Source organism: Clostridium sp. 7_2_43FAA (genome assembly GCF_000158375.2).
Lineage (GTDB): Bacteria > Bacillota > Clostridia > Clostridiales > Clostridiaceae > Clostridium > Clostridium tertium.
Genome location: NZ_JH815222.1, coordinates 2,167,472 through 2,193,711, shown reverse-complemented (window position 1 = coordinate 2,193,711; position 26,240 = coordinate 2,167,472). Strand labels below are relative to the sequence as shown.

At 27.5% G+C, this 26,240-nt stretch carries 21 protein-coding genes; 19 read left to right on the top strand and 2 right to left on the bottom strand.

Annotation, left to right across the window (positions count from 1 at the left end):
* The first annotated feature begins 97 nt into the window (after positions 1–97).
* Together CSBG_RS11940 and CSBG_RS11935 are read left to right on the top strand one after the other, a co-directional pair.
* Positions 98–2,050, top strand: a complete 1,953-nt coding sequence (locus tag CSBG_RS11940; protein WP_008679825.1) for a TetM/TetW/TetO/TetS family tetracycline resistance ribosomal protection protein — start codon at positions 98–100, stop codon at positions 2,048–2,050.
* Positions 2,051–2,070: 20 nt separating this feature from the next.
* The gene (locus CSBG_RS11935; protein WP_008679823.1) at positions 2,071–2,607 is read left to right on the top strand and encodes a GNAT family protein; all 537 of its coding nucleotides are present in this window, start codon (positions 2,071–2,073) and stop codon (positions 2,605–2,607) included.
* An 84-nt stretch (positions 2,608–2,691) separates the two neighbouring features.
* On the opposite strand, the gene CSBG_RS11930 is transcribed toward CSBG_RS11935, so the two are convergent.
* Entirely contained in the window at positions 2,692–3,339 is a 648-nt protein-coding gene (locus tag CSBG_RS11930) for a hypothetical protein (protein ID WP_008679821.1), read from the bottom strand.
* Between the two features lie 210 nt (positions 3,340–3,549).
* Between CSBG_RS11930 and CSBG_RS11925 the strand changes: the two genes are divergently transcribed.
* From CSBG_RS11925 to CSBG_RS11890, 9 genes are all read left to right on the top strand, one after another.
* Positions 3,550–3,933 carry a VOC family protein gene (locus CSBG_RS11925; RefSeq protein WP_008679820.1) on the top strand — a complete coding sequence of 128 codons (384 nt, stop codon included), beginning with the start codon at positions 3,550–3,552 and terminating at the stop codon, positions 3,931–3,933.
* A 276-nt stretch (positions 3,934–4,209) separates the two neighbouring features.
* Entirely contained in the window at positions 4,210–5,148 is a 939-nt protein-coding gene (locus CSBG_RS11920) for an L-lactate dehydrogenase (RefSeq protein WP_008679818.1), read from the top strand.
* A 285-nt stretch (positions 5,149–5,433) separates the two neighbouring features.
* The gene (locus tag CSBG_RS11915) at positions 5,434–6,828 is read left to right on the top strand and encodes a L,D-transpeptidase family protein (protein ID WP_008679815.1); all 1,395 of its coding nucleotides are present in this window, start codon (positions 5,434–5,436) and stop codon (positions 6,826–6,828) included.
* A gap of 442 nt (positions 6,829–7,270) precedes the next feature.
* On the top strand, positions 7,271–8,059 hold the full coding sequence (locus tag CSBG_RS11910; protein WP_008679813.1) for an SDR family NAD(P)-dependent oxidoreductase: 789 nt from the start codon (positions 7,271–7,273) through the stop codon (positions 8,057–8,059).
* 81 nt (positions 8,060–8,140) lie between these two features.
* A complete protein-coding gene (locus CSBG_RS11905; RefSeq protein WP_008679811.1) occupies positions 8,141–8,512 on the top strand; it encodes a hypothetical protein in 372 nt (123 codons plus the stop codon).
* Between the two features lie 95 nt (positions 8,513–8,607).
* Positions 8,608–8,781 carry a hypothetical protein gene (locus tag CSBG_RS18320; RefSeq protein ID WP_008679809.1) on the top strand — a complete coding sequence of 58 codons (174 nt, stop codon included), beginning with the start codon at positions 8,608–8,610 and terminating at the stop codon, positions 8,779–8,781.
* Positions 8,782–9,227: 446 nt separating this feature from the next.
* Positions 9,228–10,061: a deoxyribonuclease IV gene (locus tag CSBG_RS11900; protein WP_008679807.1), complete on the top strand. Its 834-nt coding sequence runs from the start codon at positions 9,228–9,230 to the stop codon at positions 10,059–10,061.
* A gap of 268 nt (positions 10,062–10,329) precedes the next feature.
* Positions 10,330–11,496: an SAM-dependent methyltransferase gene (locus tag CSBG_RS11895; RefSeq protein ID WP_008679805.1), complete on the top strand. Its 1,167-nt coding sequence runs from the start codon at positions 10,330–10,332 to the stop codon at positions 11,494–11,496.
* Between the two features lie 126 nt (positions 11,497–11,622).
* Complete coding sequence (locus tag CSBG_RS11890) at positions 11,623–14,997, top strand: AAA family ATPase (protein WP_008679803.1); 3,375 nt, start codon at positions 11,623–11,625, stop codon at positions 14,995–14,997.
* Positions 14,998–15,261: 264 nt separating this feature from the next.
* Here the strand turns inward: CSBG_RS11890 and CSBG_RS11885 are convergent, their stop codons facing one another.
* Positions 15,262–16,365, bottom strand: a complete 1,104-nt coding sequence (locus CSBG_RS11885) for a GerMN domain-containing protein (protein ID WP_008679801.1) — start codon at positions 16,363–16,365, stop codon at positions 15,262–15,264.
* Positions 16,366–16,591: 226 nt separating this feature from the next.
* On the opposite strand from CSBG_RS11885, the gene CSBG_RS11880 reads away from it, so the two are divergent.
* From CSBG_RS11880 to CSBG_RS11845, 8 genes are all read left to right on the top strand, one after another.
* Entirely contained in the window at positions 16,592–17,572 is a 981-nt protein-coding gene (locus tag CSBG_RS11880) for an alpha/beta hydrolase (protein ID WP_008679799.1), read from the top strand.
* An 85-nt stretch (positions 17,573–17,657) separates the two neighbouring features.
* Positions 17,658–18,992: an FAD-dependent oxidoreductase gene (locus CSBG_RS11875; RefSeq protein ID WP_008679798.1), complete on the top strand. Its 1,335-nt coding sequence runs from the start codon at positions 17,658–17,660 to the stop codon at positions 18,990–18,992.
* A gap of 318 nt (positions 18,993–19,310) precedes the next feature.
* On the top strand, positions 19,311–20,627 hold the full coding sequence (locus CSBG_RS11870) for a YgeY family selenium metabolism-linked hydrolase (RefSeq protein ID WP_008679796.1): 1,317 nt from the start codon (positions 19,311–19,313) through the stop codon (positions 20,625–20,627).
* Positions 20,628–20,692: 65 nt separating this feature from the next.
* Positions 20,693–21,886 (top strand): knotted carbamoyltransferase YgeW, encoded by a 1,194-nt coding sequence (gene ygeW, locus CSBG_RS11865; RefSeq protein WP_008679795.1) that lies wholly within the window; start codon positions 20,693–20,695, stop codon positions 21,884–21,886.
* Positions 21,887–21,994: 108 nt separating this feature from the next.
* Positions 21,995–22,927 (top strand): carbamate kinase, encoded by a 933-nt coding sequence (gene arcC / locus CSBG_RS11860; RefSeq protein ID WP_008679791.1) that lies wholly within the window; start codon positions 21,995–21,997, stop codon positions 22,925–22,927.
* 14 nt (positions 22,928–22,941) lie between these two features.
* Positions 22,942–24,156 carry a diaminopropionate ammonia-lyase gene (dpaL, locus tag CSBG_RS11855; RefSeq protein ID WP_008679788.1) on the top strand — a complete coding sequence of 405 codons (1,215 nt, stop codon included), beginning with the start codon at positions 22,942–22,944 and terminating at the stop codon, positions 24,154–24,156.
* A gap of 454 nt (positions 24,157–24,610) precedes the next feature.
* Positions 24,611–25,471 (top strand): ABC transporter ATP-binding protein, encoded by an 861-nt coding sequence (locus tag CSBG_RS11850; protein WP_008679786.1) that lies wholly within the window; start codon positions 24,611–24,613, stop codon positions 25,469–25,471.
* The gene (locus tag CSBG_RS11845) at positions 25,465–26,238 is read left to right on the top strand and encodes a hypothetical protein (RefSeq protein WP_008679785.1); all 774 of its coding nucleotides are present in this window, start codon (positions 25,465–25,467) and stop codon (positions 26,236–26,238) included. Before CSBG_RS11850 ends, CSBG_RS11845 begins: the two co-directional genes overlap by 7 nt.
* Positions 26,239–26,240 lie beyond the last annotated feature (2 nt).

Genomic DNA, 26,240 nt, shown 5'->3' with positions numbered 1-26,240 from the left:
ATAATGGCTTTACTTAAATAATCTTAATTTATAAATATAATTAAGATAAATGTAGACTTTATTACAACTTATATAGTAGTTAAGAAAAGGTGATTTAATGAAAAAGACAATAGGAATTCTTGCTCACGTAGATGCTGGTAAAACTACGTTTTCAGAGCAAATACTTTATCATACAAAGAGCATAAGAAATAGAGGAAGAGTAGATCATAAAAATTCATTTTTAGATACACATGACATTGAAAAAGAAAGAGGAATTACTGTTTTTTCAGAACAAGCTACATTTCAAATTGGAAGTTCCACTTATTATCTTATAGATACTCCAGGACATATTGATTTTTCCACAGAAATGGAAAGAGCATTAAGTATATTAGATTATGCAATTTTATTAATTAGTGGAGTAGAAGGTATCCAAGGACACACAGAGACAATATGGAATTTACTTAGAAAATATAATATTCCAACATTTATTTTTATAAATAAGATGGATAGAACTGGAGCAGACTTAGAAAGAACACTTGAAGAAATTAATGAGAATTTAACTAAGGATATATGCCATATAGATTCTATTCATGGAATGAGTGAAGAATTAATAGAATTTATTTCTGAGAGAAATGAAGATCTTTTAGAAAGATATTTTAACGGCACTTATGAAGAAACTATTTGGATTACTGAATTAAAGAAACTCATAAAAGAAAATAAAGTATTTCCATGCTTAAGTGGAAGTGCTCTTCAAGATGAAGGAATAGATAATTTTTTAAATATATTCAATGAACTTACATATACAAATTATGATGAAGATGATGAATTTTCAGGAAGAGTCCATAAAATACGATACGATAATAATGGAACTAGAATCACTTTTATAAAAGCTATTAGTGGGAGTCTTAAAGTAAGGGATGAAGTTACTTATGAAACATTAGATGAAGAAATAGCTGAAAAAGTAAGTAGTATAAGATTTTATAATGGTAGCAAGTTTACAACAGTTGAAAAAATATCAGCTGGTGATATTTTTGCTGTAACAGGAATTACTAAGGCAATGCCAGGGGAAGGTATAGGAAAAAATAGAGAAAACATTAAATTTAATATGATCCCAACACTAATGTCAAAGGTTATTTTTGATAAATCTTATAATGTAAAAGAGGTTTTGGGATATTTTAGAATATTAGAAAGTGAAGATCCAGCATTAAATATAATATGGAATGAGACACATCAGGAAATTCAAGTTTCTATTATGGGTAAGATTCAACTTGAAGTACTTAAAGAAGTTGCATTAAATAGATTTAATTTAAAGATAGAATTTGGGCCTTGTGAAATTATGTATAAGGAAACTATAGATAGTAAGACATATGGATACGGACATTTTGAACCATTAAAGCATTATGCTGAAGTTCATTTGAAAATGGAGCCAAACAAAAGAGGAGAAGGAATAACTTTTGAAAATAAATGTCATGCTGATGATTTAACTACAGGAAATCAGAACTTAATTAAAACACATATTTTTGAAAGAAATCATCATGGACTTTTAACGGGATCACCAATTACAGACATGAAAATAACATTATTAACTGGTAGGGCACATAATAAACATACTGAAGGTGGAGATTTTAGAGAAGCTACATTTAGGTCAATAAGACAAGGATTAGAAAAGGCTAATAATATACTTCTTGAACCATTCTATAAGTTTAAAATAGATGTAGAGCTTGATTATATGGGGAAGGTTATATCTGATATTCAAAGGTTAAATGGGAGTTTTGATCCTCCAGAAACAAAAATAAATAAAGTTTCTATAACAGGAAGAGGACCAGTAGCTACATTTATGGATTATAGCTCAGAAATACTTACATTTACTAAAGGCAAAGGTAGTGTAAGTTTAATATTTGATGGATATGATGTATGTCATAATACAGAAGAAGTAATTGAGAAAATAGGATATGATAAAAATGCAGATATAGAATATTCATCAAGTTCTATTTTCTGCTCAAAGGGACAGGGGTTTGTAGTTCACTGGGATAAGGTTGAAGAATATATTCATTGTGAAGTAAAAGAATAAAAAATAGGGAGAATATGGCTATGTATAAAGAAGTAAAATTAAAAAATGGGGAAAATTTAATTTTAAGAAAAGCAGAAGTAAATGATGCTGAAAAGATGATTGAATATTTAAATATAGTTGGCGGCGAAAGTGATAATTTACTATTTGGAGAAAATGAGTTCCATTTAAGTATAGATCAAGAAAAATTACATTTAGAAAATATGGCTAACCAAGAAACTTCTATGATGCTAATAGGGATAATAAATAAAAAAATAGTAAGTGTAGCACAAGTATCCACATCAAATAGAAAAAGAATATCTCATAATGCAGAAATTGCTATTTCAGTAAAAAAAGAATATTGGAACCTTGGTATCGGAAGTGAAGTAATGAAAATATTAATAGACTTTGCTAAAGATACTAAAAAAATAAAGAATATAAGCCTAGGAGTAAAGGCAAATAATACAAAAGCAAGAAATTTGTATAGCAACTTTGGATTTAAAGAAGTAGGATTTCATAAGAATTTCTTTTATGTTAATGATGAATATGATGATGAGATATTAATGGACTTATATATTTAGAATAATGAAAGAGTGAAAAAATAAAAAAGTGAAAGAATTGAGAAAAAACCTTAACTTTTTCACTCTTTCACTATTAACTTTTCACTAAAACAAATGTGCCATAAGTTTATTGCCATCTTCAAAAACAGTGACAGTAAAGTAATTCCAAGGAACTATTGTTGCTCCTACTCTTGAAATTGCAACTCTTATCTTAAAACTATGTCCAGAATTTGTATTAGGGTCTAAGCCCTCATAGGTTACTCTATCTAACCTAACCACCATTTCTTCGCCATTAGCAAGATCCATTTGGCTTCTTAATGAATATAAGTCTTTTTTTAGTTTTTCTTTATCGCTCTCAGAAATAGGCTCGTATCCTTTTTCATTGGTATTGCTATATGATATTAAATAGTTATATATAGAATTATCTTCATTTAAGTATGAATATAGCAAGTCATTTATAAAATCTATTTCTTTGTATTCACCAGCAGTATAGTAAATAGATGTTTGATCATCATAAATATTAGTACTTTTTTCTATTGAATTAATGTCTTTAGAAGAAGTATATGATTTCCCGAATGCTTCAAAAGAAGTAGGTACTTTAGGTTCTTCTTTTATGGGATCATCTGATTGAATATTTTCTTCAATAGAATTATTATCAGCTGTATTATCTTTTGAGTTTGAGTTTTTGCATGAAGTAAAATTAAAAGTAATCAATAATGAAATCAATAATAAAAATATTTTCTTTGTTTTCATAAGAACTCCTTTACTAGGTAATTATTTAAAAATACTTATGTAAATTTATTCTATGATAAAATATAAGAAAAGTAAATTATTAAAAGAAAACCTTTAAATAATATTTAATATTTAAAAATATTTATAAATTAAACAATTAGTTGATTAAAGATAATTTCACCAATATAATTGAATATATATTAAATAAATTAAAAATAGGAGGACAAAAAAATGTCAGTTAAAATGTTACACACTTGTATAAGAGTTAAGGACTTAGAAAAGTCATTAAAGTTTTATAAAGAAGCATTAGATTTAATAGAAACAAGAAGAAAGGAATATCCAGAACATAAATTCAGCCTTGTTTATCTATCTAATAAAGAAGGCGGATATGAAATAGAATTAACTTATAATTATGATGTTGAAAAGCCTTATGACTTAGGAAATGGTTTTAGCCATATTGCAGTTGAAGCTGAAGATTTAGAAGGAATGAGAGAAAAGCATATAGCTTTAGGATATGAAGTAACTCCATTTAAAGGACTACCTGGAACAAAACCTTCATATTATTTCGTAACAGATCCAGATGGATATAAAATTGAAGTAATAAGAGCTAAATAAATTTTAATAAGTCTAGTAACTTTACAAAAGTTACTAGACTTATTTTTTTATATAATACACAAACTACTAAAAGGAATATAAATCACACTAAAATATGGATTTCACTAAGTTAGATACAAGTTATAATATTATGATAAATAGCAATCAAATTAGTTCAAATAAATATATTAGTTATATAACAAAAATTATTTAAAAGAAGTACAAATTAATTAATAATTAGTATATAATAGAAATAAATAATAATAAATTAAATAAAAGGATGAAGGAGTATTATATATGAGTAAAATATCAATAATTGGAGCAGGTTCAATTGGAGCAACTACTGCCTTTGCCTTACTACAAAAGGAAGTAGCAAGAGAAATAGTTATTAATGATATTAATCAAGAAAAAGCGCTAGGTGAAGTTCTTGATTTAATGCATGGAAGTTCTTTAAATAGTCCGTGCAATGTTACATTAGGAGCTTTAGAAGATACTAAAGATTCAGATATAATAATTATAACTGCTGGTGTTGCACAAAAACCAGGAGAAACTAGACTGGATTTAGTAGATAAAAACTATAAAATATTTAAAAGTTTTGTTCCAACAATAGCAAAATTAAGTCCTAATGCAATATTACTAGTTGTATCAAATCCAGTGGATATACTGGCATATATGACTTATAAATTATCTGGATTTCCTAAAGAAAGGGTTATTGGTTCAGGTACAGTTTTAGACACAACAAGATTAAGGAGCTTACTTGGAAAGTACTTTGGTATTGATGGAAGAATTGTTCAAGGATATGTTTTAGGAGAACATGGAGATAGCGAGTTTGTTCCATGGTCATCATTAACAATAGGAAACATTCCAATAAAAGATTTTTCAGAACAATTAAAAATAGAATGGGATGAAGCAACAGAAAAAGTAATTGCTGATGATGTTAAAAATGCAGCTTATGAAGTTATCAATAGAAAGGGTGCTACTGCCTTTTCAGTTGCAGCAGTTCTAACAAGAATAGTAGAAGCATTTTTAAAGGATGAAAAAACTGTATTATCAGTATCTACTTTATTAAATGATTATTTAGGTGTTAACAACACATATTTGAGTGTTCCAACAATAGTAGGTAAGAATGGAGTAGAGAAAGTATTAAATATAGAATTATCAAAAGAGGAAAAAGACAAGTTCGTTTCATCTGCTAAGATAATGAAGGAATATATTGATAGAATTAATAATAATTAGAATTGAAATTAAAATCAAAAGGTATGGAATAAAAAATTCCATACCTTTTTATAGTTTTATTTTATATAATTTCAAAGAAATAAGTATATTTAGAAATAAAAATAATATAATTCTTTATATGTTATGTTGCTAAATAGCTAAAACTCTATGATTCAATCGTTAAATTTTAATTAAATATTAAATCTTTATTGTAACGTATATTAAGTTTTAAAATGAAAAATACAAGCATATTATAAATTAGAAATTATGTTGGAATAAAATACTATTAATGAAAGGTATGGATCAATGAAAAGTATTAATCTAAAAGAGCTTTTTAAAAATAAAATTACAGGGAACATAATTATTATAGTGACAGCAATTATATTTACATACTTACTTATAGCAATATTTTTTACAAATCATTTCTTTTTCAATACAGAAATAAATGGAATTAATTTATCATTAAAATCATATGAAGAGGCACCTGATATATTGAAAAAATCAATAAATGATTATAAGCTACAGATAATAGAGCGAGATGAAAAAATAGAAGAAATATTAGGAAAAGATATAGGATTACAGTATAACGAAAAGAATAGTATTTCTAATGTTCAAGATAGACAAGCTTCATTAAAGTGGATTGTGGGGTTAATAAAAAAACAAAATTATAATATAGGTGACTTAGTTGATTACAATAATGAGAATTTAAATAATAAAATTAAAGAATTAGATTGCTTAAATAAAGATATTATAGAACCTAAGAATGTAGGATTTAAATACTCAAATGGTTCATATGAATTGATTGAAGAAGTTTATGGTAATAAGGTGAAAAAAGAGAAATTATATGAAGCTATAGAAAATAGCATTTTAAATGGAGAGGTGAAGATCGATTTAAATGAGAAATTATGCTATGAAAATCCAGAGTATACAGTAAACTCTGAAAAGGCAATGATAGCAAAAGATATATTAAATAAATATGTATCAACTAAAATAACATATTTATTTGGAGATAAAAGTGAAGTATTAGATGGAAGTAGAATAAATGAATGGCTTAGTGTTGATGATAATTTAGAAGTAATAATAAATGAAAAATCAGTAAAAGATTATGTGTTAGAGTTAAGTGCTAAATATAATACAGTTGGAATAGCAAGAAACTTTAAATCTTCCACAGGAAAAATGGTTGAGGTTAAAGGTGGATACTATGGCTGGAAAATTAATTATGTAGCAGAAACAAGGATGTTATTAGAAAATATAAAGCTTGGAGCAATACTTGAAAAAGAGCCAATATATACACAAAAGGGTTTAAATAGAGATGAAGATGATATAGGGGACACCTATGTAGAAATCAATTTAACAAGTCAGCATTTATGGTTTTATAAAGATGGTAAACTTATTGCTCAAGGAGATGTAGTAACTGGAGATCCTGGGAAAGGATATTCAACTAAACTTGGAACGTATATGCTTAATTATAAGCAAAAAGAAGCAACTTTAAGAGGTACAAATTACGAAGCAAAAGTAACATATTGGATGCCTTTCAATGGTAATATAGGGATTCATGATGCAAGTTGGAGATATTCTTTTGGAGGAAAAATATATAAAGGAAATGGGACCCATGGTTGCGTAAATTCTCCGTCATATTTAGCAAAAACTATTTTTGAGAATATAGATGAGGGAACTCCTGTTATTTGTTATGAAGAATAGAAATATTAAAATATAAATGATTAAAGGCATTAGTGGACATAAAGATATCTATGAAGATATAAATATAGTAAAAATTAAATATAACTTAGTATTATCGGGTATTATATAGAAAATAATATCCGATATTTTATCTCAAAAAATATAATAAAGGAAGAGTATCAAAAGATATATAGTGTATATAAAAATTATAGTGATGAATTAAACAACAAATATAATTAAATTTACTTAAGTAAAGTAAAAGGTTTTATGAAAGAAGATAAAAATTATCTTGTATCAATTTCCTCTGACTTTATGATGGGGGAAAATGGTATATTAGAGAAATTAATTAAAGAATGATATAAAGTAGAAAAGGTTGATAAAAAATAATTATTTAAAAATTTAATCTTATGGATAAAATATAGTTTGAGACATTAATATTAATAGTATATTTTGGAGGTGCATTATGAAAAGATTAGATAATAAAATTTCTTTAGTAACTTCATCAACAAGAGGAATAGGATTAGAAATAGCTAAAAAATTAGGTGGAAATGGTTCGAAAGTTTATCTTGCTGTAAGAAGATTAGATGCAGGTAAAAAAATTGCAGATGAAATTATTGCAAATGGTGGTAATGCAGATATAGTATATTTTGATGCAAGTAAGCCGGACACGTATAAAACTATGATAGAAGAAGTTATTAATAAAGAGAAAAGATTAGATGTATTAGTAAATAACTATGGAGGAACTAATGTAAAAGCAGATTTTGATGTAGTTACAGGAAATACAGAAGATTTTTTTAGAATAGTACAAGATAACTTGCAAAGTGTATACTTACCTTGTAAAGAAGTAATACCTCATATGATAAGAAATGGAGGTGGAAGTATAATTAATATATCGACTATAGGCTCAGTAATTCCTGATTTATCCCGTGTAGCATATGTTGTATCAAAGGCAGCTATTAACTCACTAACTCAAAATATAGCAGTTCAATATGCGAAGCAAGGGGTTAGGTGCAATGCGATATTACCAGGTCTTATAGCAACTGATGCTGCTATGGACAATATGTCAGAGGAATTTATAAAAGGATTTTTACGACATGTTCCATTAAATAGAGTTGGAAAGCCAGAAGATATAGCAAATGCAGTAGTATTTTACGCTAGTGATGAATCATCTTTTATTACTGGAGATTTAATTGAAGTTGCAGGAGGATTCGGACTTCCAACTCCATTATATGGTGACTCTATCACTAAGTAAAATGAATTTATAATTATTTTATATAGTAATATATACCATTAATGGGAATAGTGCTATAATAGTAAAAAGGGGGTATTTAATATGAAAGATAACAGAATTAGCTTAGTTATAAAATCTTTTCTTTGGGGTATAGCTTGGTTTGGAGTAGCAGTATTAATAGGATTTATAATAACTAAAGTAACAGCCTATAAAAACTTTGAAAATATTTTATTTATAGAAGGTATTATATTAGTTTTTGTAGGAATCTTTGCATCAATATCAGGTGATCCAATGGGACTTTCTATGCAAGGGCTTGGACAGAATAGTGCTCAATATTCAGCTAGTGCAAATCTAGAAGTTACTAAAATGGAAAGAGAAAAATCTAATAGAAAGTTAGATGTAGCACTAGCAGTTAGTACATTTTCTTTAATATTAGGTGGAGTGTTTAGTGCAGGTTTAACTTTTATTATATAGTTTTATAGAAAGCTATTATGAGTTATAGAAATTAGTATAAAGCTTTTTATTAGTATTATTTATAAAAATATATAATTATAAAAAGGGGAAGGGTTATGAAAAATAATAGAATATCCTTCTTTATAAAAGCTGTGATTTATGGTTTTGGATGGCTTGGGATAGTAACGATGATAGGATTTATAATAACTAGTAGTACACCTTACAATAGCTTTCAAAATATATTATTTATAGAAGGCTTGCTACTAATTTTTATAGGGATTTTTTCATAAATATCAGCAGATTCAGTTGCTCTTTCACTAATGGGAGGGGGTAGAAGCTATAGAACAGAAATAGATATATCCTTTGCTTTTAGTAGTTTATCTTTAATAATCGGTGGAATATTATCTACTACATTAACTTTTATAATGTAAATTAAAAACAGTGTTTTTTGAAAATAGAGTTGTTATTTTAATTATAACAACTCTATTTAATTTATTAAATTTAAATATTAAATTCGTATATCTTTATTAAGTAATAAAAATTATTAATTAGTTCTTGATTTAGTATAGACTATTATAGTATTATTTTATATAACTAACAGAAACTAATAGTTAATAGAATTAGTTTATATATTATAAATCTGTATATGAATATGGTAATAAATATTTTATAAAAGATTATAAAATATAGCACATTATATAGAATATTGAAATAAGACTATACTTTGGAGGTAATTATGTTAAATATAGGATGTCATTTATCAACTACAAAAGGTTTTGAGAATATGGGAAAAGAAGCACTACAAATTGGAGCAAATACATTTCAGTTCTTTACTCGTAATCCAAGAGGCGGTAAAGCAAAAGAAATAAATATGGAGGATATGGAAGGACTTCTAAAAATTGCTAAGGAAAATAACTTTTCAACTATTTTAGCTCATGCTCCATATACATTAAATGCATGTTCAGCAGATGAAAGAACAAGAGAATTTGCAAGAGAAATGATGATTGATGATTTAAATAGAATGGAACTTATGCCAAATAACTTATATAATTTTCATCCAGGAAGTCATGTAAAGCAAGGGGTAGAGATAGGGATTAATTATATAGTAGATTTACTTAATACTGTATTGAGTAAAGATCAAACTACAACAGTTTTATTAGAAACTATGGCTGGAAAAGGTTCAGAAGTTGGAAGAACATTTGAAGAAATAGCAGAAATAATTTCAAGAGTTGAATTAAAAGAAAAAATGGGAGTTTGTCTTGATACTTGCCATATTTATGATGCTGGATATGATATAGTAAATGATTTAGATGGAGTTTTAGAAGAGTTTGATAGAGTAATAGGATTAAATAGATTAAAGGCAATTCATTTAAATGATAGCAAAAATCCATTTAAAAGTCATAAAGATAGACATGAGAAAATTGGAGAGGGTTCTTTAGGATTAGAAGCTATAACAAGAATAATAAATCATCCAAAGCTAAAACATTTGCCATTTTTCTTAGAAACTCCAAATGAACTCGATGGTTATGCAAAAGAAATAGAACTATTAAGAAGTAAATATGTAGAATAAGAAAAATTCTTGCTATCTAGTAATTTCTTGTGTAATATTTATTTATCAATACGGAATTGTATTATTTTGCGAAGCAAAATAGTGAAGAGTGAAATAGTTAATAGGGAAAAAGTTAAGGAGAAAATCCTTACAGGATTTTTTTTAATAAAAGGTGCTTTGCACTTATAGATTAAATTTTGCGTAGCAAAATATCCTAAGCTTTTCACTCTTTCACTCCTAACTTTTCACTAATAAATTGCTTCGTGATTTATTAAAAGGAGTTTTAGATATGGAAGATTTAAAAAATGCTATTTATGAAATACTAAAAGAAGAAATTATAAAGATAGTTATTAGTAATAAAGCAAATAAAGAAGTTGAATATAATAAAATAAGTTTTTTACTTAAGGAAAATAATAAGGGGAAAAAATATTATCAAATAGAAAAATTTACTGATAAGCAAGTTTTTCATGAAAATATTGAAGTTAATCAATTAGAAAAAGCACTATTTGATATTGTAAATGATAATTACAAACAATTGTCAGCGTGGTCTAATGAAACATCTTTTGATTTGAAGATATCAAAAAAAGGTAAAGTATTTTTAGGAAAGAAAAAGAGCAATAATTCAAATCTTTCTAATAAGAGCCATAATAAAGAAAAAAATTATATATTAAAAGAGGGAATGATAATAGAGCCTTTAATAGATTTAGGGGTTTTCACTAAAGAAGGTAAAGTTATAAATTCTAAATATGATAAGTATAAGCAAATAAATAGGTTTATTGAAATAATAGATGATGAAATAAAGAAAAATGATTATAAAGAACTTACTATATTAGATTTTGGATGTGGAAAATCATACTTAACTTTTGTTTTATATTATTATTTTGTACAAATAAAACATATAAATGTTAAAATGATAGGATTAGATCTTAAGGCTGATGTAATTAAAAAATGTAATGAAATAGCTAAAAGATATAAATATGATAATTTACATTTTGAACTTGGAGATATAAATGGATACAAGTATGAAAATAATGTTGATATGGTAATAACATTACATGCTTGTGATACAGCAACAGATTATGCATTATATAATGCAATAAAATGGAATGCAAAGATGATTTTTTCAGTACCATGTTGCCAACATGAATTTAATCATCAAATGGAAGCAAATACATTATCTATATTAACTAAATATGGTATAATACAAGAAAGAATGGCAGCATTAATGACAGATGCAGTAAGGGGAAATCTTTTAGAAGCAGCTGGATATAAAACACAGCTTTTAGAATTCATTGACATTGCACATTCACCTAAAAATATATTAATAAGAGCTTCAAAATCCAAAGTTTCCAAGGAGAAAAAGGAAAAAGCTTTAAAAGAAGTTGATTCACTTATAAGTGAATTTAATTTCAATCCAACATTATTAAATTTATTGAAGAAAGATAATTTAATATAATTCATGGTGCTGTGCTTTCAGAAGTACGGCATTTTCTATATTAATGACTAAGTTTCGACAACTTTGATAAAAATAATATAGAACAGTTCAATTAGAGTATATTAACAAATGAATGGAAGGACATATATGGATAAGAATGAAATAATATTAGATATTGAAAAGAAGCTAAATAAAGAGTTTATTGGCCAAAAAGAATTTTTTAAAGAAATATCGGAATATTTTATAAATAAAATAGAAAATGAAGAAAAAGGAATATCAATTGTAGCAGGACATAAAAATACATTTAAGAAAGTAAGTATAAGGACTATTTTTGATGAATTATATGAAAAGAAGTTAATAAAAAATAAGAATTTAGATGAAATTGATTTAGCATCCTATAATTTTAATCTGGGCTATAATGCTTTTTTAACAGATTTATATGAAAAGTTAGGCAATGATAAATCTGAGGGGTTAATTTTTAAAAATACCGAAAAAGCATCAAAGGAAATAATTAAGCTATTATCAAGTATATATCCTAATACTTGTATTAAGCTAAATAATGACTATGTAATTAAAAATAAATTTTTAGTAGAGGCAAAAGAACAAGATAAAAATAAAATTAATAAAATAGTTTGCCATAATAAGTTCTTTATATTTATTTATAATTACGAAGATAAAAATGAATTTGAAGAATTTTTAGAAGTATCATTAAAAAATAGCGATAGAAATTTTCATACTAGAGAGCTTACCCAAAAAGAAAAAAATATAATTATAAGAAAGAAGTTAACAAATGAAATTGAGAAGATAAAAGATGATTTAGGGATACAAGTTCTATTAGGATTTAAGGATAATAGTAATGAAAAAGAAGAATTTGGTGTTGGTGAATATCTTCAAAAAAACTTCAGTAAAAATAGTGGCTTTGAGATTACAGAATATATATATTATAAAGTAAGTGATCCATTAAGAAACTTAATATTAAAGGAAGCTATAGAAGATGGAGAAAAAATACTAATATATGTAGATCGTAATAAACTATATTGTAATGTAAATAGCGAGATATATAGATTAAATAAATATTCTACTCCTACTTTAGATGAGGTCAGATATAAGTTAGAATCTATAATAGGTGTTAAGGATTTAAAAGAATTTTTAATAAATATAGAAAATAACTATAAGGTACAGAGGATAAGAGAAAGACTAGGGCTAAGAACATCTAGAATATCTTTAAATATGATATTTGCAGGAAATGCAGGTACTGGAAAGACAAATGCAGCAAGGATAACTTATGAATATTTAAATGCTTTAGGATTATTATCAAAGGGAGTATTTGTTGAAGTTAGCAAGGCAGATTTTATAACAGAAAATGTTAATGAAACTGCTAAAAGAACAAATGACATAGTCAATTCAGCAATAGGAGGAGTGCTATTTATTGATGAAGCATATGCTTTGTGTGAAAGCGAAGATGATAAAGTTGGAAAAGAAATAGTAGATGCTTTATTAAAAGGAATTGAAGATAATAGAAATAATTTAACAGTTATATTGGCTGGATATGAAAAAGATATGGAAGAGTTTTTAAGTTTTAATCAGGGACTTAAATCTAGATTTCCAAATACAATTCATTTTGAAGATTATAATCCAGAAGAAATGTATAGAATTGCTTTACAAATTGCAAAAGCAAAGGGATATAGAATTGCAAAGAATGTAAAAAATGATTTAATAGACTTGTTTACTAGAAATCAACTTACAGGAAAAAATGATTTAGGAAATGCAAGGTTTGTAAGAAATATAATAGAAAATGCTATTATATATTCATCAAGAAAATATTTAAACAGTAATAAAAGTGAAATAGATTTATTAGAAAGAGAAGATTTTAACTTTAAAGCTAGTGCTAAATTTGATTTAGAAGAAAAGTTAAAAGATATAATAGGCCTAGAAGAAGTTAAAAATCTTTTAAGAAGTCAATATAAGCTTTTAATTGCTCAGGAAAAAAGAAAATCAGTTGGAGTAAATACAGAAATAGAGCAAAATTTAAATATGGTGTTTGCAGGTAATCCTGGTACAGGAAAAACTAGCATAGCAAGATTGGTTGCACAAATGCTTAATAGTATGGGATTACTAAAAATAGGTCAGTTAGTAGAAACAGATAGATCTAGTTTTGTTTCTAATGTGCCGGGAGAAACTGCTAAAAAGACAGAAGAAAAGTTTAAAGAAGCTTTAGGTGGTGTCTTATTTATAGATGAAGCTTATACTCTTGCTAATGATAGTTTAGGAAGAGAAGCTATAGAAACACTTCTTAAATTAATTGAGGATTATTCAAGAGAAGTAATAGTTATTTTAGCTGGATATGAGAAAGAAATGGAAGAATTCTTTGATGTAAATATTGGACTAAGGTCAAGATTTCCATTATGGACTAATTTTGAAGACTATAATCCAAATGAACTTTTAGAAATGGCTATAAGATTAGTTGAGTCAAAAGGATTTAAATTATCTAAGAATGGATATGCAGCACTTAAAAAGAGTTTTGTTGATATATATGAAAATTCTGATGCACAATCAGGAAATGGTAGAATGGTAAGAAATTATGTTGAGAATTTAATAAGAATTCAAAGTATAAGAATTGCAGAAGAAGATATAAGTGTTTATGAGATGAATTTAATAACATCTAAGGATGTGGAAAGGCTTAATACTTCTCAATATGACAATGAATTTGATTTAGAAGTGAGATTAAAAGATTTAATTGGAAATGAGGAAGCTAAAGAGTTTTTAAGAAATCAATATAAATTAATGAGAGTGAAGGAAAGACGAAAAAGACTAGGTCTATCCACTGATATAAATAGATATATGAACATAATTTTTACTGGAGATATCGGAACAGGTAAAAAAACTGTACTAAATATATTATCAGAAACATTATATAGTATGGGAGTTGTAAAAGCTAAAAGTATAGTGGATTTAAGCAAAGAGGAAATTATAGATAATATGAAAAATGGTATATCTATTGAAGATATTTTAAATAGGCAAGTTGGTAAAGTGGTTTATATAGATAATGCTGAATTCTTATTAGAAGATACATCAAATAGGATAATTAAGGATTTAATTAAATTTATAGATAAGCATAGTAATAGAATAGTTATAACTTTATCAGGAAAAAGCAAGGATATTAAAAGACTTATGCAGGTAAACCCAGAATTAAATTATAGATTTCCATCAATGCTAAACTTTAAAGATTATAAGAAAGATGAATTATTTAATATGTCATTAAGTATTTTAGAAAGCAAGAAATATATTTTAGACGATGAAGCTAAAGAAACTTTAAATAAGGCAATAATTGAATTAGATGAGAACAGAAATTTGAGTTTAAGAAATGGGTTAATGATAAAACAATATTTAGATATTCTTATTAGAGAACAAAGTATTAGAATTTGTGATCATAAAATAAATCCTAAAGAAATGAGTGTAATAATTTCAAGTGATATTATTAAAAGTAAAGATCAATTTTTATTAAAGAATATTTTTGAGTAATTGTTTTAAATATGAAGTTACAAAGAAATAAGGAGAAATAGAAAAGCAATAGTGGTAATAGGATATTTATATATTTTACTTATTCATTGCTTGTAGTTACTATTAATTTCTTTGTAGTAACTACATATCTTCAGAATTTTAGAATATGATTTAATAGAGGCAGTAGTTAGTTTGGTATAAAAATAAAACTAACTACTGTTTTTCTATAAAAAAGTATGATAGGCTTTGTATTTCAATTATTTAATTAAATAAGAAAATATTTTATTAAATATTTAAAGGTTTAATATTATCTACATTAATATTAATACACTCATTTACTTCCAAAATTATATGACTACCTGAATAAGGTTTTCCATTTACTAATATTATAACTTTATCAATTCCATAATTATATCCATAAGTTAAAGCCAAGGATTTTAAAGCAGCTGATTCACCTCCAGAACCAACTTTACTTAATAAATTATAATAAGATTTTGATAAATCAACAGTTAGTGTATTATTTTCTTTATCTAATTTAGCTGAACGAATAGATAAGTCATCGCCAAAACTAAATAAATTTTGGTTTGGAGGATTCTTTAATTCATTTGTTAAGGAAGTTACTAAGGCTCCATCTATTACTTCAATTGGCTTATTTATATAATAAAATACATCATCAGTGCAATTGTAGTAATATATTCTAGAATTCATAGTCTTTTTTACAGTATCAGTTTTGTTATTATTTTCAGTATTAGAATTATTATAAGAATCCTTAGAGTATGGAATAGCAGAACTAAAATCTACATCGAAATAGCCCTTAGGAAGATCACCTTTCAAAGAAGTGTATAGTTTATCTCCAAAATAAATAGCAACCTTATCAACATCTAAATTATATGCATAGGTAGATATCAATGAAGACAATAGTCCACTTTCTGTTGAAGATCCAAGGAACATTTTATCTACGTAGGAAGAAGAAAATACTATAGTTAGAAGTTTTTTATTTTCATCTAATTTAGCAGAGGTAATTTCTACTTCATTAGTTAAATTTAAAAAATTATTGTTAGGAGAATAATCTTGAAGCTCTTTTGTTAAAGCTTTTACTATAGCCTTGTCGGATACTTGAATCTCTTTATCTACATAATAAAGCTGCAATTTTGAAGAGTCGAAATAAAATAAACGAACTTTAGTATTAGTAATTGATTTATCTTCATTAGAATTACTATCTGGTGCTTTATCATCATTTGGTTTATCTTTGTCATTACCTGACTCTTTCTCTTCATCGACAATATTTTGGGAAGGAGTAGATACTGGCTCATTTTTATTTTTATTACATCCGATTAAAATAAGTGAAAATACTAATGAAAATATTAATAGAAATAATCTTTTTTTCATAGAATCACTTCCTAAATTTAATATCAATATAGTGTATTACTGTACATAAATATTATTGACAAAAATACGAAATTAAAATAAATAATTGATTATACTATTTTGGTCATTACAAAATAAATGGCATTTTTATTAAATTTAATAAAAGTTTAATTTATTGTATAAATATTTAAAATATAATATAAATTAAAATAGTAAAGAAACTATTATATTAATGGAAGGAGAAGAAATGAAGAAATTTTTAAAAGTTATAGGGGTAGTAATTTTAGTAGTAGTTTTAGCAGGTGGAATTTTTATATATTCTATAAGAGATAGAATATCCTTATACACAAGTATATTAAAGAAATACAGTGAGTTTGTAGAAAATGGACAAAATTTAACAGAAGATTTGTCATTAAAGTCAATAGATTCTATTGATTATGATGATATTATATATAAAAATACTAATGGAACTCCGTTGACCCTTGATATTTATGGACCCAAAAAGAGTGTTAAGGGTGGTTCACCAGTAATATTATACGTACATGGTGGAAGCTGGGTATATGGAAGTAATGAAATACCTGAAGCTATATCTCCACTTTTAGATGCATTTAGGGAAGAAGGCTTTACAATAATAAGTACTAGTTATGAACTTATGAAGGGAGAAGAGAACTTCAGTAAACAAATTAGTGATGTGAAGGATACAATAAGATGGATACATAAGAATAAAGATGATTTTGGATTTAATGCAGATAGAATAGGTGTTATAGGAGCATCATCTGGAGCACATTTAGCATTAATGGCTGCCTATAGTGCTGAGGATCAGTTTGTTGACTCACAGGAATTAAAAGATTATCCATCAAATATAAAGTATTTAATAGATTTTTTTGGACCAACGGATTTAACAACATTAGATACTAGTAATGTTCAATGGGATTTAGAGCAAATAATAAATTCAGTAGGAGAACAAAGGGAAGATATCTTAAAACTTTATAGTCCAGTGAATTATGTAGATAAAAATGAGCCAAATACTTTAATAGTTCATAGCAAACAAGATAATACAGTACCTTATGAAAATGCAGAAATATTATATGATGAACTTAAAGAAAAAGGAAATAAAGCAGAACTTATAACCTTAGAAGGAGCTAGTCATGATTTTTCACAAATAAACATAGATGAAATTGTATCAGTTGGTATAAAAATGCTAGAGTTTATTGCAAAGAATATGTAGGAGACATTATAAATGAATATTAAATAATTTTTAGCAAACTCTATTTATATAATAGTAAAACTAATTATATAAAGGAGAATAATTTATGAAAGTAATTGTAATAGGATGCACTCATGCTGGTACTTCAGCAGTTGTAAATTTAAAAGAAGTATATCCAGATTCAGAAGTTGTAGTATATGAAAAAAACGATAATATTTCATTTTTATCATGTGGAATAGCTTTAAGTGTTGGAGGAGTAGTTACAGAGCCCGAAAAGCTTTTTTACAATTCTCCTGAAAACTTATCTTGTAGTGGGATAATAGCAAAAATGAAGCATGAAGTGCTAGATATAGATTTTGATAATAAAAAAATTAAAGTTAAGAATTTAGTAAACTCAGAAGAATTTGAAGATGATTATGATAAGCTTATTTTAACTTTAGGTTCTTGGCCAATAGTTCCAAAATTAGAAGGCTTAGACCTTGAAAATATATTACTATGTAAAAATTATAATCATGCTAAGATAATTGATGAAAAGAAAGACTCAGCAAATAATGTAGTTATAATTGGAGCTGGGTATATAGGAGTAGAATTAGCTGAATCATTTGAAATGTTAGGGAAAAAAGTAACATTAATTGATGCAGAAGATAGAATCATGTCCAAGTATTTAGATAAAGAATTTTCTGATATTGCAGAAAAAGAATTTACTAATAGAGGAATTAAATTAGTTTTAGGTGAAAAAGTAGTAAAGTTTAATGGCAATAATGGGAAGGTTCAAAAAGTAATTACTGATAAAGGCGAATATGAAGGTGATTTAGTAGTACTTTGTATAGGATTTGCTCCAAGTACAAAGTTAGTAAAGGGTAAATTAGAAACTCTGAAAAATGGAGCCATAATAATAGATGATTATATGAGAACTAGTAAAAAAGATGTTTTTGCAGCTGGGGATTGCTGTATGGTAAGATATAACCCAGCAAAAGATAGTAGATATATACCTCTGGCAACTAATGCAGTTAGAATGGGAATGTTAATTGCTAGGAATATAAAAGAGCCAACATTAAGATATATGGGAACGCAAGGAACATCTGGCATAAAGATTTATGATGAATGTATAGCATCTACAGGACTAACAGAAGAAGTTGCGAAACTTACTACTAATTTTGAAGTAGAGAGCGTAATATTAAAGGAAAAGAACAGGCCAGAATTTATGCCTACTTTCGAAGACGTTATGATAAAATTAGTTTATGAAAAAGATACAAAGAGAGTTGTTGGAGGACAAATTGCTTCTAAGGTAGATATGACTGAATTTATGAATACTCTTTCAGTGGTAATTCAAAATGAAATGTCTATTGAAGAACTTGCGATGACAGATTTTTTCTTCCAACCACATTTTAATAAACCTTGGAGTATCTTAAATTCTGTAGCATTAAAAGCATTAAAATAGTGTGAAAAATAATAAAAATGGATAATGATAAATTATTAAAAATTTTACATTATCAAAATGATAAAAATGTAAAATTAACCTCGAAAACCTTATAAAATGCTGGATTTAACCAAAGTGATAAAGGATTATCAAAATGATAATCCTTTATTTTTTTAATAAAATAAGAGGTGAAAAATGGCTTGAAATCATAAAAATACTAATAAATCATATTAATAATTAGTAAAAAAGTTGGCATGAGTTTTGCTATAGATATAAATGATGATTTTAATAATAATATTAAATAATTAAATATATTCAAACTATAAGGGGGAAAAGAATATGGATTTTACAAATATTAAATCACAAGCAGAGGGATATAAAGTTCAAATGACTAAATTTTTAAGAGATTTAGTTGCTATTCCTGGAGAAAGTTGTGAAGAAAAAGGTGTTGTTAACCGTATAGCTGAAGAAATGAGAGCATTAGGCTTTAATAAAGTTGAAATAGACCCACAAGGTAATGTTCTAGGATATATGGGAACAGGAGAAACATTAATAGGATTTGATGCACATATTGATACTGTTGGTATAGGAAATAGAGCTAACTGGAACTTTGACCCATATGAAGGATATGAAACTGATACTGAAATAGGTGGACGTGGTACTTCTGATCAATTAGGAGGAATAGTTTCAGCTGTTTATGGTGCAAAAATAATGAAAGACTTAGATCTTTTAAGTGAAAAATATACAGCATTAGTTGTTGGCTCAGTTCAAGAAGAAGACTGTGATGGACTTTGCTGGGAATATATAATTAAAGAAGATAATATAAGACCAGAATTTGTAGTTTCCACAGAGCCAACAGATGGTGGTATCTATAGAGGACAAAGAGGTCGTATGGAAATTCGTGTCGATGTTCAAGGAGTTTCATGCCATGGCTCAGCTCCAGAAAGAGGAGATAATGCAATTTACAAAATGGCTGAAATATTAATGAATATTCGTGACCTTAATGAAAATAATGCAGCTGATGATAAAGAAATTAAAGGCTTAGTAAAAATGCTAGATGAAAAATATAACTCAGAATGGAAAGAAGCTAACTTCTTAGGAAGAGGTACAGTTACAACTTCTCAAATATTCTATACTTCTCCAAGTCGTTGTGCTGTTGCTGATTCATGCTCAATTTCTTTAGATCGTCGTATGACAGCAGGTGAAACTTGGGAAAGTTGTTTAGAAGAAATTCGTAATCTTCCAGCTGTTAAAAAATATAATGCAACAGTAAGTATGTATAACTATGATAGGCCAAGCTATACAGGCTTAGTATATCCAATTGAATGTTACTTCCCAACTTGGGTAATTCCAGAAGATCATATTGTAACAAAAGCAATGGAAGAGTCATATGAAGGTCTTTATGGAACAACAAGAAGTGGGGCTGCAGTAACTGACGAAATGAGAAAAGCTCGTCCACTTACAGATAAATGGACATTCTCAACAAATGGTGTTTCTATAATGGGACGTAATGGAATTCCTGTAATAGGATTTGGACCTGGAGCAGAAGCAGAAGCACATGCTCCAAATGAAAAGACTTGGAAAGAAGATTTAGTTAAATGTGCTGCTGTATATGCTGCATTACCAACAATTTATTGTACTAACAAAGAAAAATAATAAAATAATTTAATTTTAAATTTGTATAAATAAAAATTAAGATAATGAAGGGTAGGAATTTAAAAATGGCTTTAATGGACAAATATATTAATGAACTTAATCAATTAGATTTCTCAAAAATGCATAATGATGACTTTATGGAGACTTGGAAAAAAAGCGACGATGAGTTAAAAGCTGTATTTACAGTTGCAGAAGCTTTAAGAGATTTAAGAAAAAATAATATTTCTACAAAAATATTTGATAGTGGACTTGGAATTTCTTTATTTAGAGATAACTCAACAAGAACAAGATTTAGCTTTGCATCAGCTTGTAACCTTTTAGGATTAGAAGTTCAAGATTTAGATGAAGGAAAATCACAAGTAGCACATGGTGAAACTGTTAGAGAAACAGCAAACATGGTTTCATTTATGGCTGATGTTATAGGTATCAGAGATGATATGTATATCGGAAAAGGAAATACTTACATGAGAGAAGTATCAAAGGCTGTAAGAGAAGGATATGAAGAAGGAACTTTAGAACAAATTCCAACTTTAGTTGATTTACAATGTGATATTGACCATCCAACACAAGCTATGGCTGATGCACTTCATTTAATTAATGAATTTGGTGGAATAGAAAACTTAAAGGGTAAAAAAGTAGCTATGACTTGGGCTTATTCTCCATCTTATGGAAAACCATTATCAGTTCCTCAAGGAATAATTGGATTATTAACAAGATTCGGTATGGATGTTGTTTTAGCTCACCCAGAAGGATATGAAGTAATGCCAGAAGTTGAAGAAATTGCTAAAGAAAATGCTAAACTTTCAGGTGGATCATTTACAAAGACTAATTCAATGGAAGAAGCATTTAAAGAAGCTGATATCGTATATCCAAAGAGCTGGGCTCCATTTGTTGCTATGGAAAAGAGAACAGATTTATATGGAAATGGAGATTTCGATGGAATAAAGGAATTAGAAAAAGAATTATTAGCACAAAATGCTGAACATAAAGATTGGCAATGTACTGAAGAATTAATGAAGACAACTAAAGATGGAAAAGCATTATATTTACATTGCTTACCAGCAGATATTACAGGTGTTAGCTGTGAAACTGGGGAAGTTGATGCTTCAGTATTTGATAGATATAGAAAACCTCTTTACAAAGAAGCTAGCTACAAGCCATATGTAATTGCAGCTATGATTTTCTTAAGCAAAGTTAAGGATCCACAAGAAGTTTTAGCTAAATTAGAAGAAGCTAAAAAGGATCGTCAAGTTAAATAAGCTTAACACTATATAAAATATATGGGCTTTTATCCAAAGACAATATAAGGATAAAAGCCCTAAACATTCAAATTAATCATATATTCTAAGAATTTGAGGGAGAGAATTATGAAAAAGAAAATTGTAATAGCATTAGGTGGAAATGCGTTAGGAAATAATTTAGAAGAACAAATGGGTGCAGTTAAATCAACTGCAAAGGCTATAGTAGATTTAATTGAAGAAGGACATGATGTTGTAATATCTCATGGAAATGGACCACAAGTAGGTATGATAAATCTTGCTATGGATGCACTAACTAAAGCAGATCATAAATACTCATCAATCCCAATGTCTGTATGTGTTGCAATGAGCCAAGGATATGTGGGATATGATTTACAAAATGCACTTAGAGAAGAACTATTAAGCAGAAATATAAATAAATCTGTTGCTACAATTATTACTCAAGTAGAAGTAGATAAAAATGATAAAGCATTTGAAAATCCAACAAAGCCAATAGGAAGCTTTATGACAAAGGAAGAAGCTGATGTTTTAATTTCAAAGGGAATTAATGTTGTTGAAGATGCTGGTAGAGGATATAGAAGGGTTGTAGCTTCTCCAAAACCAAAGAGTATTGTGGAAATTGAAACTATTAAAAGCTTAGCAGATTCAGGAAGTGTTGTAATTGCTTGTGGTGGTGGTGGTATTCCAGTAATTAAAGAAGGAAACCATTTAAGAGGAGCAAGTGCTGTTATAGATAAGGATTTTGCAAGTGCTACATTAGCTAAAGATTTAGATGCTGATTTTTTAATTATATTAACAGCAGTAGAAAAGGCTGCCATAAATTATGGTAAGGAAAATGAAGAGTGGCTAGATAAAGTTACAGTAGAAGAAATGAAGAAATATGTTGAAGAAGGACACTTTGCTCCAGGATCAATGAAGCCAAAGGTAGAGGCAGGTATAGAGTTTGCAGAATCGAAAGAGGGAAGACATGCACTTATTACATTGTTAGAAAAAGCTAAAGATGGAATTCAAGGAAAGACTGGAACAAGAATAATTAGATAGTAGGGGGCTTAATAATGGGAGAAAAGATACTATGGAAAGAAAATACAATGCCAAAAAGCAAAATAGATGGTGATTTGGATTTTTTAAATATGGATGAAATAAATAAAGCTAGAAACTTTCATAAGAGTTTTCCAGAATATAGTGTTACACCATTAGTTAATTTAGAAAATTTAAGTGAAAGACTAGGACTTGGCGGAGTTTATTTAAAAGATGAATCATATAGATTTGGATTAAATGCTTTTAAAGTTTTAGGTGGATCTTATTCAATGGGAAAATACTTGGCACAAAGATTAAATATGGATATATCAGAATTACCATATGAAAAATTAACTTCAGATGAAGTTAGAGAAAAGCTTGGAGATATAACTTTTGTAACTGCAACAGATGGAAATCATGGTAGAGGTGTTGCATGGACAGCTAATAGATTAAAACAAAAATCAGTAGTTTATATGCCAAAGGGCTCTTCATTAATAAGACTAGAAAATATCAGAAAAGAAGGAGCAGATGCTTCAATTACAGATATGAATTATGATGATGCTGTAAGACTTGCAGCTAAATATGCTGAAGAGCATAATGGAGTAGTAGTTCAAGATACAGCTTGGGACGGATATGAAGAAATCCCAGCATGGATAATGCAAGGATATGGAACTATGGGACTTGAAGCATTAGAGCAATTAAGAAATGATTATAAAGTAGAAAGACCAACTCATATTTTCTTACAAGCAGGGGTTGGATCACTAGCTGGTGGAATACAAGGATTCTTTGCTTCAGTATTTGGTGAAGATTGCCCAACTACTGTTGTAGTTGAAGCTAAAGAAGCTGCATGTTATTATGAATCAGCTATAGCAAATGATGGAAAACCAAGAGCTGTTGGTGGAGATATGCCAACAATAATGGCTGGACTTGCATGTGGTGAAGTTAATATAACAGGCTTTGAAGTTTTAAAGAATCATTCAAAAGTTTTCGTTTCAGCTCCAAATTATGTTGCTGCAAATGGTATGAGGGTTCTTGGAAATCCACTTAATGGAGATAAGAAAGTTGTTTCTGGAGAATCAGGAGCAGTTACTTTAGGATTAGTTTATGAATTGATGACAAATCCAGAGTATAAGGATTTAAAAGAATCAATTGGCTTAGATGAAAATTCAAGAGTTCTTTTATTTAGCACAGAAGGAGATACCGATCCAGATAAGTATAGAGAAATTGTTTGGGAAGGAAGCTATAATAGATAATTGACAATGGATAGTAGTGCATAACTGATAATTAAGCAGCTTTTTAGGAATTTTAGGTCTAGAAATTTAGATAGTATAAATGTGTAAAAAGGGAAGTTCTGATTAGATTCGAACTTCCCTTTTTGCGTATATATAAATAACAGAAAAAATTTCTGTTTAAGTTCAAAAACGTCTTTAAGCAAGTAAAATCAACGGATTAAAAGGGGTTCGCGTTTCGTGAGGCTTTTTATAAAATAAGAGATTAACTTTTTAAAGGCAATAAAGCTTACTTAAAATTGAATAAAGTTTATATTAAACAAACTTTTTTAGACTGCGCCTTTTTTATTTAAAATTATTTAAATAAAATATTAATAACAAAAAGAGAAAAAATACTTGAAATTGCTTCCAGTAGTATATATACTGTATATATAGGTATAAACAGTATATATACTGTTGTTTATAAGGAGGGACTTTAATGACTACTTTGATGGAAATAGAAAACTTAGTAAAGAAAATAGGAAGCTTACATTTAAGAGGTATTAATTTGAAAATAGAGCCTGGTTATATAGTTGGATTAGTAGGGGTAAATGGCTCAGGTAAAACAACTCTTATTAATACTATATTAAATTTATATAAGAAAGATAGTGGAAGTGTAAAAATTAATGGCATTTCTATGGATGCTAATGAAAAAGATGCAAAAGATCAAATTGGTTTTGTTCTTGATGAAAATATGTTTGAGGATAGCATGAGTGTAATAAGTAATGGAAAAATTTATGGAAGTCTTTATAGTAAGTTTGATGAAAATTTATTCCGTAAATTTTGTCAGCGTTTTGAAGTACCTCTTAAGAAGAAAGTAGGTAAGTTATCTGCAGGTTTAAAGGTTAGATTCCAGTTAGCCTTTGCTTTATCTCATGATGCAAAACTATTTATAATGGATGAACCAGCAGCAGGATTAAACCCTTTATTTAGAAAAGAGCTTATAAATTGTATGCAGGAAATTGTAGAAGATGGAACTAGAAGCGTGTTATTTTCCACTCATATTACAGAAGATCTTGATCAAGTTGGAGATTATATAGCATTACTTCATAATGGAAAAATATTCTTCTATTTAAGTAAAGAAGAGCTTCAGGAGAAATATCTAATCATTAAAGGTACTAAAGAACAAATTGAAAATCTTAAATTCTCGAATATTATTTATAGAGAGTATGGAGAATATCATAATTGTGCTTTTATTGAAAAGGTAGAAGGAGAAGATTATTTAGATATGGAATTTAAAGTTCCAATAATAGAAGAGGTCATGTATTATTTAGACAAAGGAGGGTACTCTAAATGCTAAAAATTATTATAAATGATTTATTAGTAAATTTGAAAAAGACATGGGTAAATGTTGGACTTAACATTATTTTATTTATTTTCTTAACTACTTATATATTAACTATTATAATTGTTCCACAAATACCTATGGATATGCCGAGAACAAATGATACTATAATTAAATTACTTTTAGAAGAGCATATATTAAGATCAATTATTCCTGCTATTTACGGAGTAGCATTTATTACTATGTTCGATATAACCAAAAAAATCCCGTTAAGGCTTAGTAAAGCAATGTTTGTATGTGCAGCAGGCGAAAAGGAAAAAATGAAATATATGTATTTACAGTTAGCTATAAAAATTATTTTGGGATTTATGTTTATTTTTATAGCAAGTTATAGTTATATAGGAAGAATCTTTCTTAACAGAGGTATAATATTAAGTTTAGTAGAGCTTATTTTATGGTTCTTTATTATATTAGATATTAATTTAAAAATAGGTATAGGTGAACAAGGATTAAAAAAGAAAGACAAAGAAGGATATATAATATATTCTAAAGAGGAAGAAATGGTTAATTATTATTGGATTTGTTTATTAATGCTGGAGGCTATAGTTTTTTATTCATTGTCTATTCTTAATGTGCAATTGAATTTTTTAGGTGTAATAGGTTGGAGTGTAGCTCTTATAGTAAATGCGTACATTGCTTATCGTTGTATAAATCCAATTCTAAAGAAATCTCTTTCATATGAAGATGTTTATAGACAAATACCAGATACGAAAGAAGGTTAAGA

Excerpts from the sequence above, each read along its gene's own strand:
- CSBG_RS11940 (WP_008679825.1), top strand. The coding sequence starts at position 98 with ATGAAAAAGACAATAGGAATTCTTGCTCACGTAGATGCTGGTAAAACT.
- CSBG_RS11935 (WP_008679823.1), top strand. The coding sequence starts at position 2,071 with ATGTATAAAGAAGTAAAATTAAAAAATGGGGAAAATTTAATTTTAAGA.
- CSBG_RS11930 (WP_008679821.1), bottom strand. The coding sequence starts at position 3,339 with ATGAAAACAAAGAAAATATTTTTATTATTGATTTCATTATTGATTACT.
- CSBG_RS11925 (WP_008679820.1), top strand. The coding sequence starts at position 3,550 with ATGTCAGTTAAAATGTTACACACTTGTATAAGAGTTAAGGACTTAGAA.
- CSBG_RS11920 (WP_008679818.1), top strand. The coding sequence starts at position 4,210 with ATGAGTAAAATATCAATAATTGGAGCAGGTTCAATTGGAGCAACTACT.
- CSBG_RS11915 (WP_008679815.1), top strand. The coding sequence starts at position 5,434 with ATGAAAAGTATTAATCTAAAAGAGCTTTTTAAAAATAAAATTACAGGG.
- CSBG_RS11910 (WP_008679813.1), top strand. The coding sequence starts at position 7,271 with ATGAAAAGATTAGATAATAAAATTTCTTTAGTAACTTCATCAACAAGA.
- CSBG_RS11905 (WP_008679811.1), top strand. The coding sequence starts at position 8,141 with ATGAAAGATAACAGAATTAGCTTAGTTATAAAATCTTTTCTTTGGGGT.
- CSBG_RS18320 (WP_008679809.1), top strand. The coding sequence starts at position 8,608 with ATGAAAAATAATAGAATATCCTTCTTTATAAAAGCTGTGATTTATGGT.
- CSBG_RS11900 (WP_008679807.1), top strand. The coding sequence starts at position 9,228 with ATGTTAAATATAGGATGTCATTTATCAACTACAAAAGGTTTTGAGAAT.
- CSBG_RS11895 (WP_008679805.1), top strand. The coding sequence starts at position 10,330 with ATGGAAGATTTAAAAAATGCTATTTATGAAATACTAAAAGAAGAAATT.
- CSBG_RS11890 (WP_008679803.1), top strand. The coding sequence starts at position 11,623 with ATGGATAAGAATGAAATAATATTAGATATTGAAAAGAAGCTAAATAAA.
- CSBG_RS11885 (WP_008679801.1), bottom strand. The coding sequence starts at position 16,365 with ATGAAAAAAAGATTATTTCTATTAATATTTTCATTAGTATTTTCACTT.
- CSBG_RS11880 (WP_008679799.1), top strand. The coding sequence starts at position 16,592 with ATGAAGAAATTTTTAAAAGTTATAGGGGTAGTAATTTTAGTAGTAGTT.
- CSBG_RS11875 (WP_008679798.1), top strand. The coding sequence starts at position 17,658 with ATGAAAGTAATTGTAATAGGATGCACTCATGCTGGTACTTCAGCAGTT.
- CSBG_RS11870 (WP_008679796.1), top strand. The coding sequence starts at position 19,311 with ATGGATTTTACAAATATTAAATCACAAGCAGAGGGATATAAAGTTCAA.
- ygeW (WP_008679795.1), top strand. The coding sequence starts at position 20,693 with ATGGCTTTAATGGACAAATATATTAATGAACTTAATCAATTAGATTTC.
- arcC (WP_008679791.1), top strand. The coding sequence starts at position 21,995 with ATGAAAAAGAAAATTGTAATAGCATTAGGTGGAAATGCGTTAGGAAAT.
- dpaL (WP_008679788.1), top strand. The coding sequence starts at position 22,942 with ATGGGAGAAAAGATACTATGGAAAGAAAATACAATGCCAAAAAGCAAA.
- CSBG_RS11850 (WP_008679786.1), top strand. The coding sequence starts at position 24,611 with ATGACTACTTTGATGGAAATAGAAAACTTAGTAAAGAAAATAGGAAGC.
- CSBG_RS11845 (WP_008679785.1), top strand. The coding sequence starts at position 25,465 with ATGCTAAAAATTATTATAAATGATTTATTAGTAAATTTGAAAAAGACA.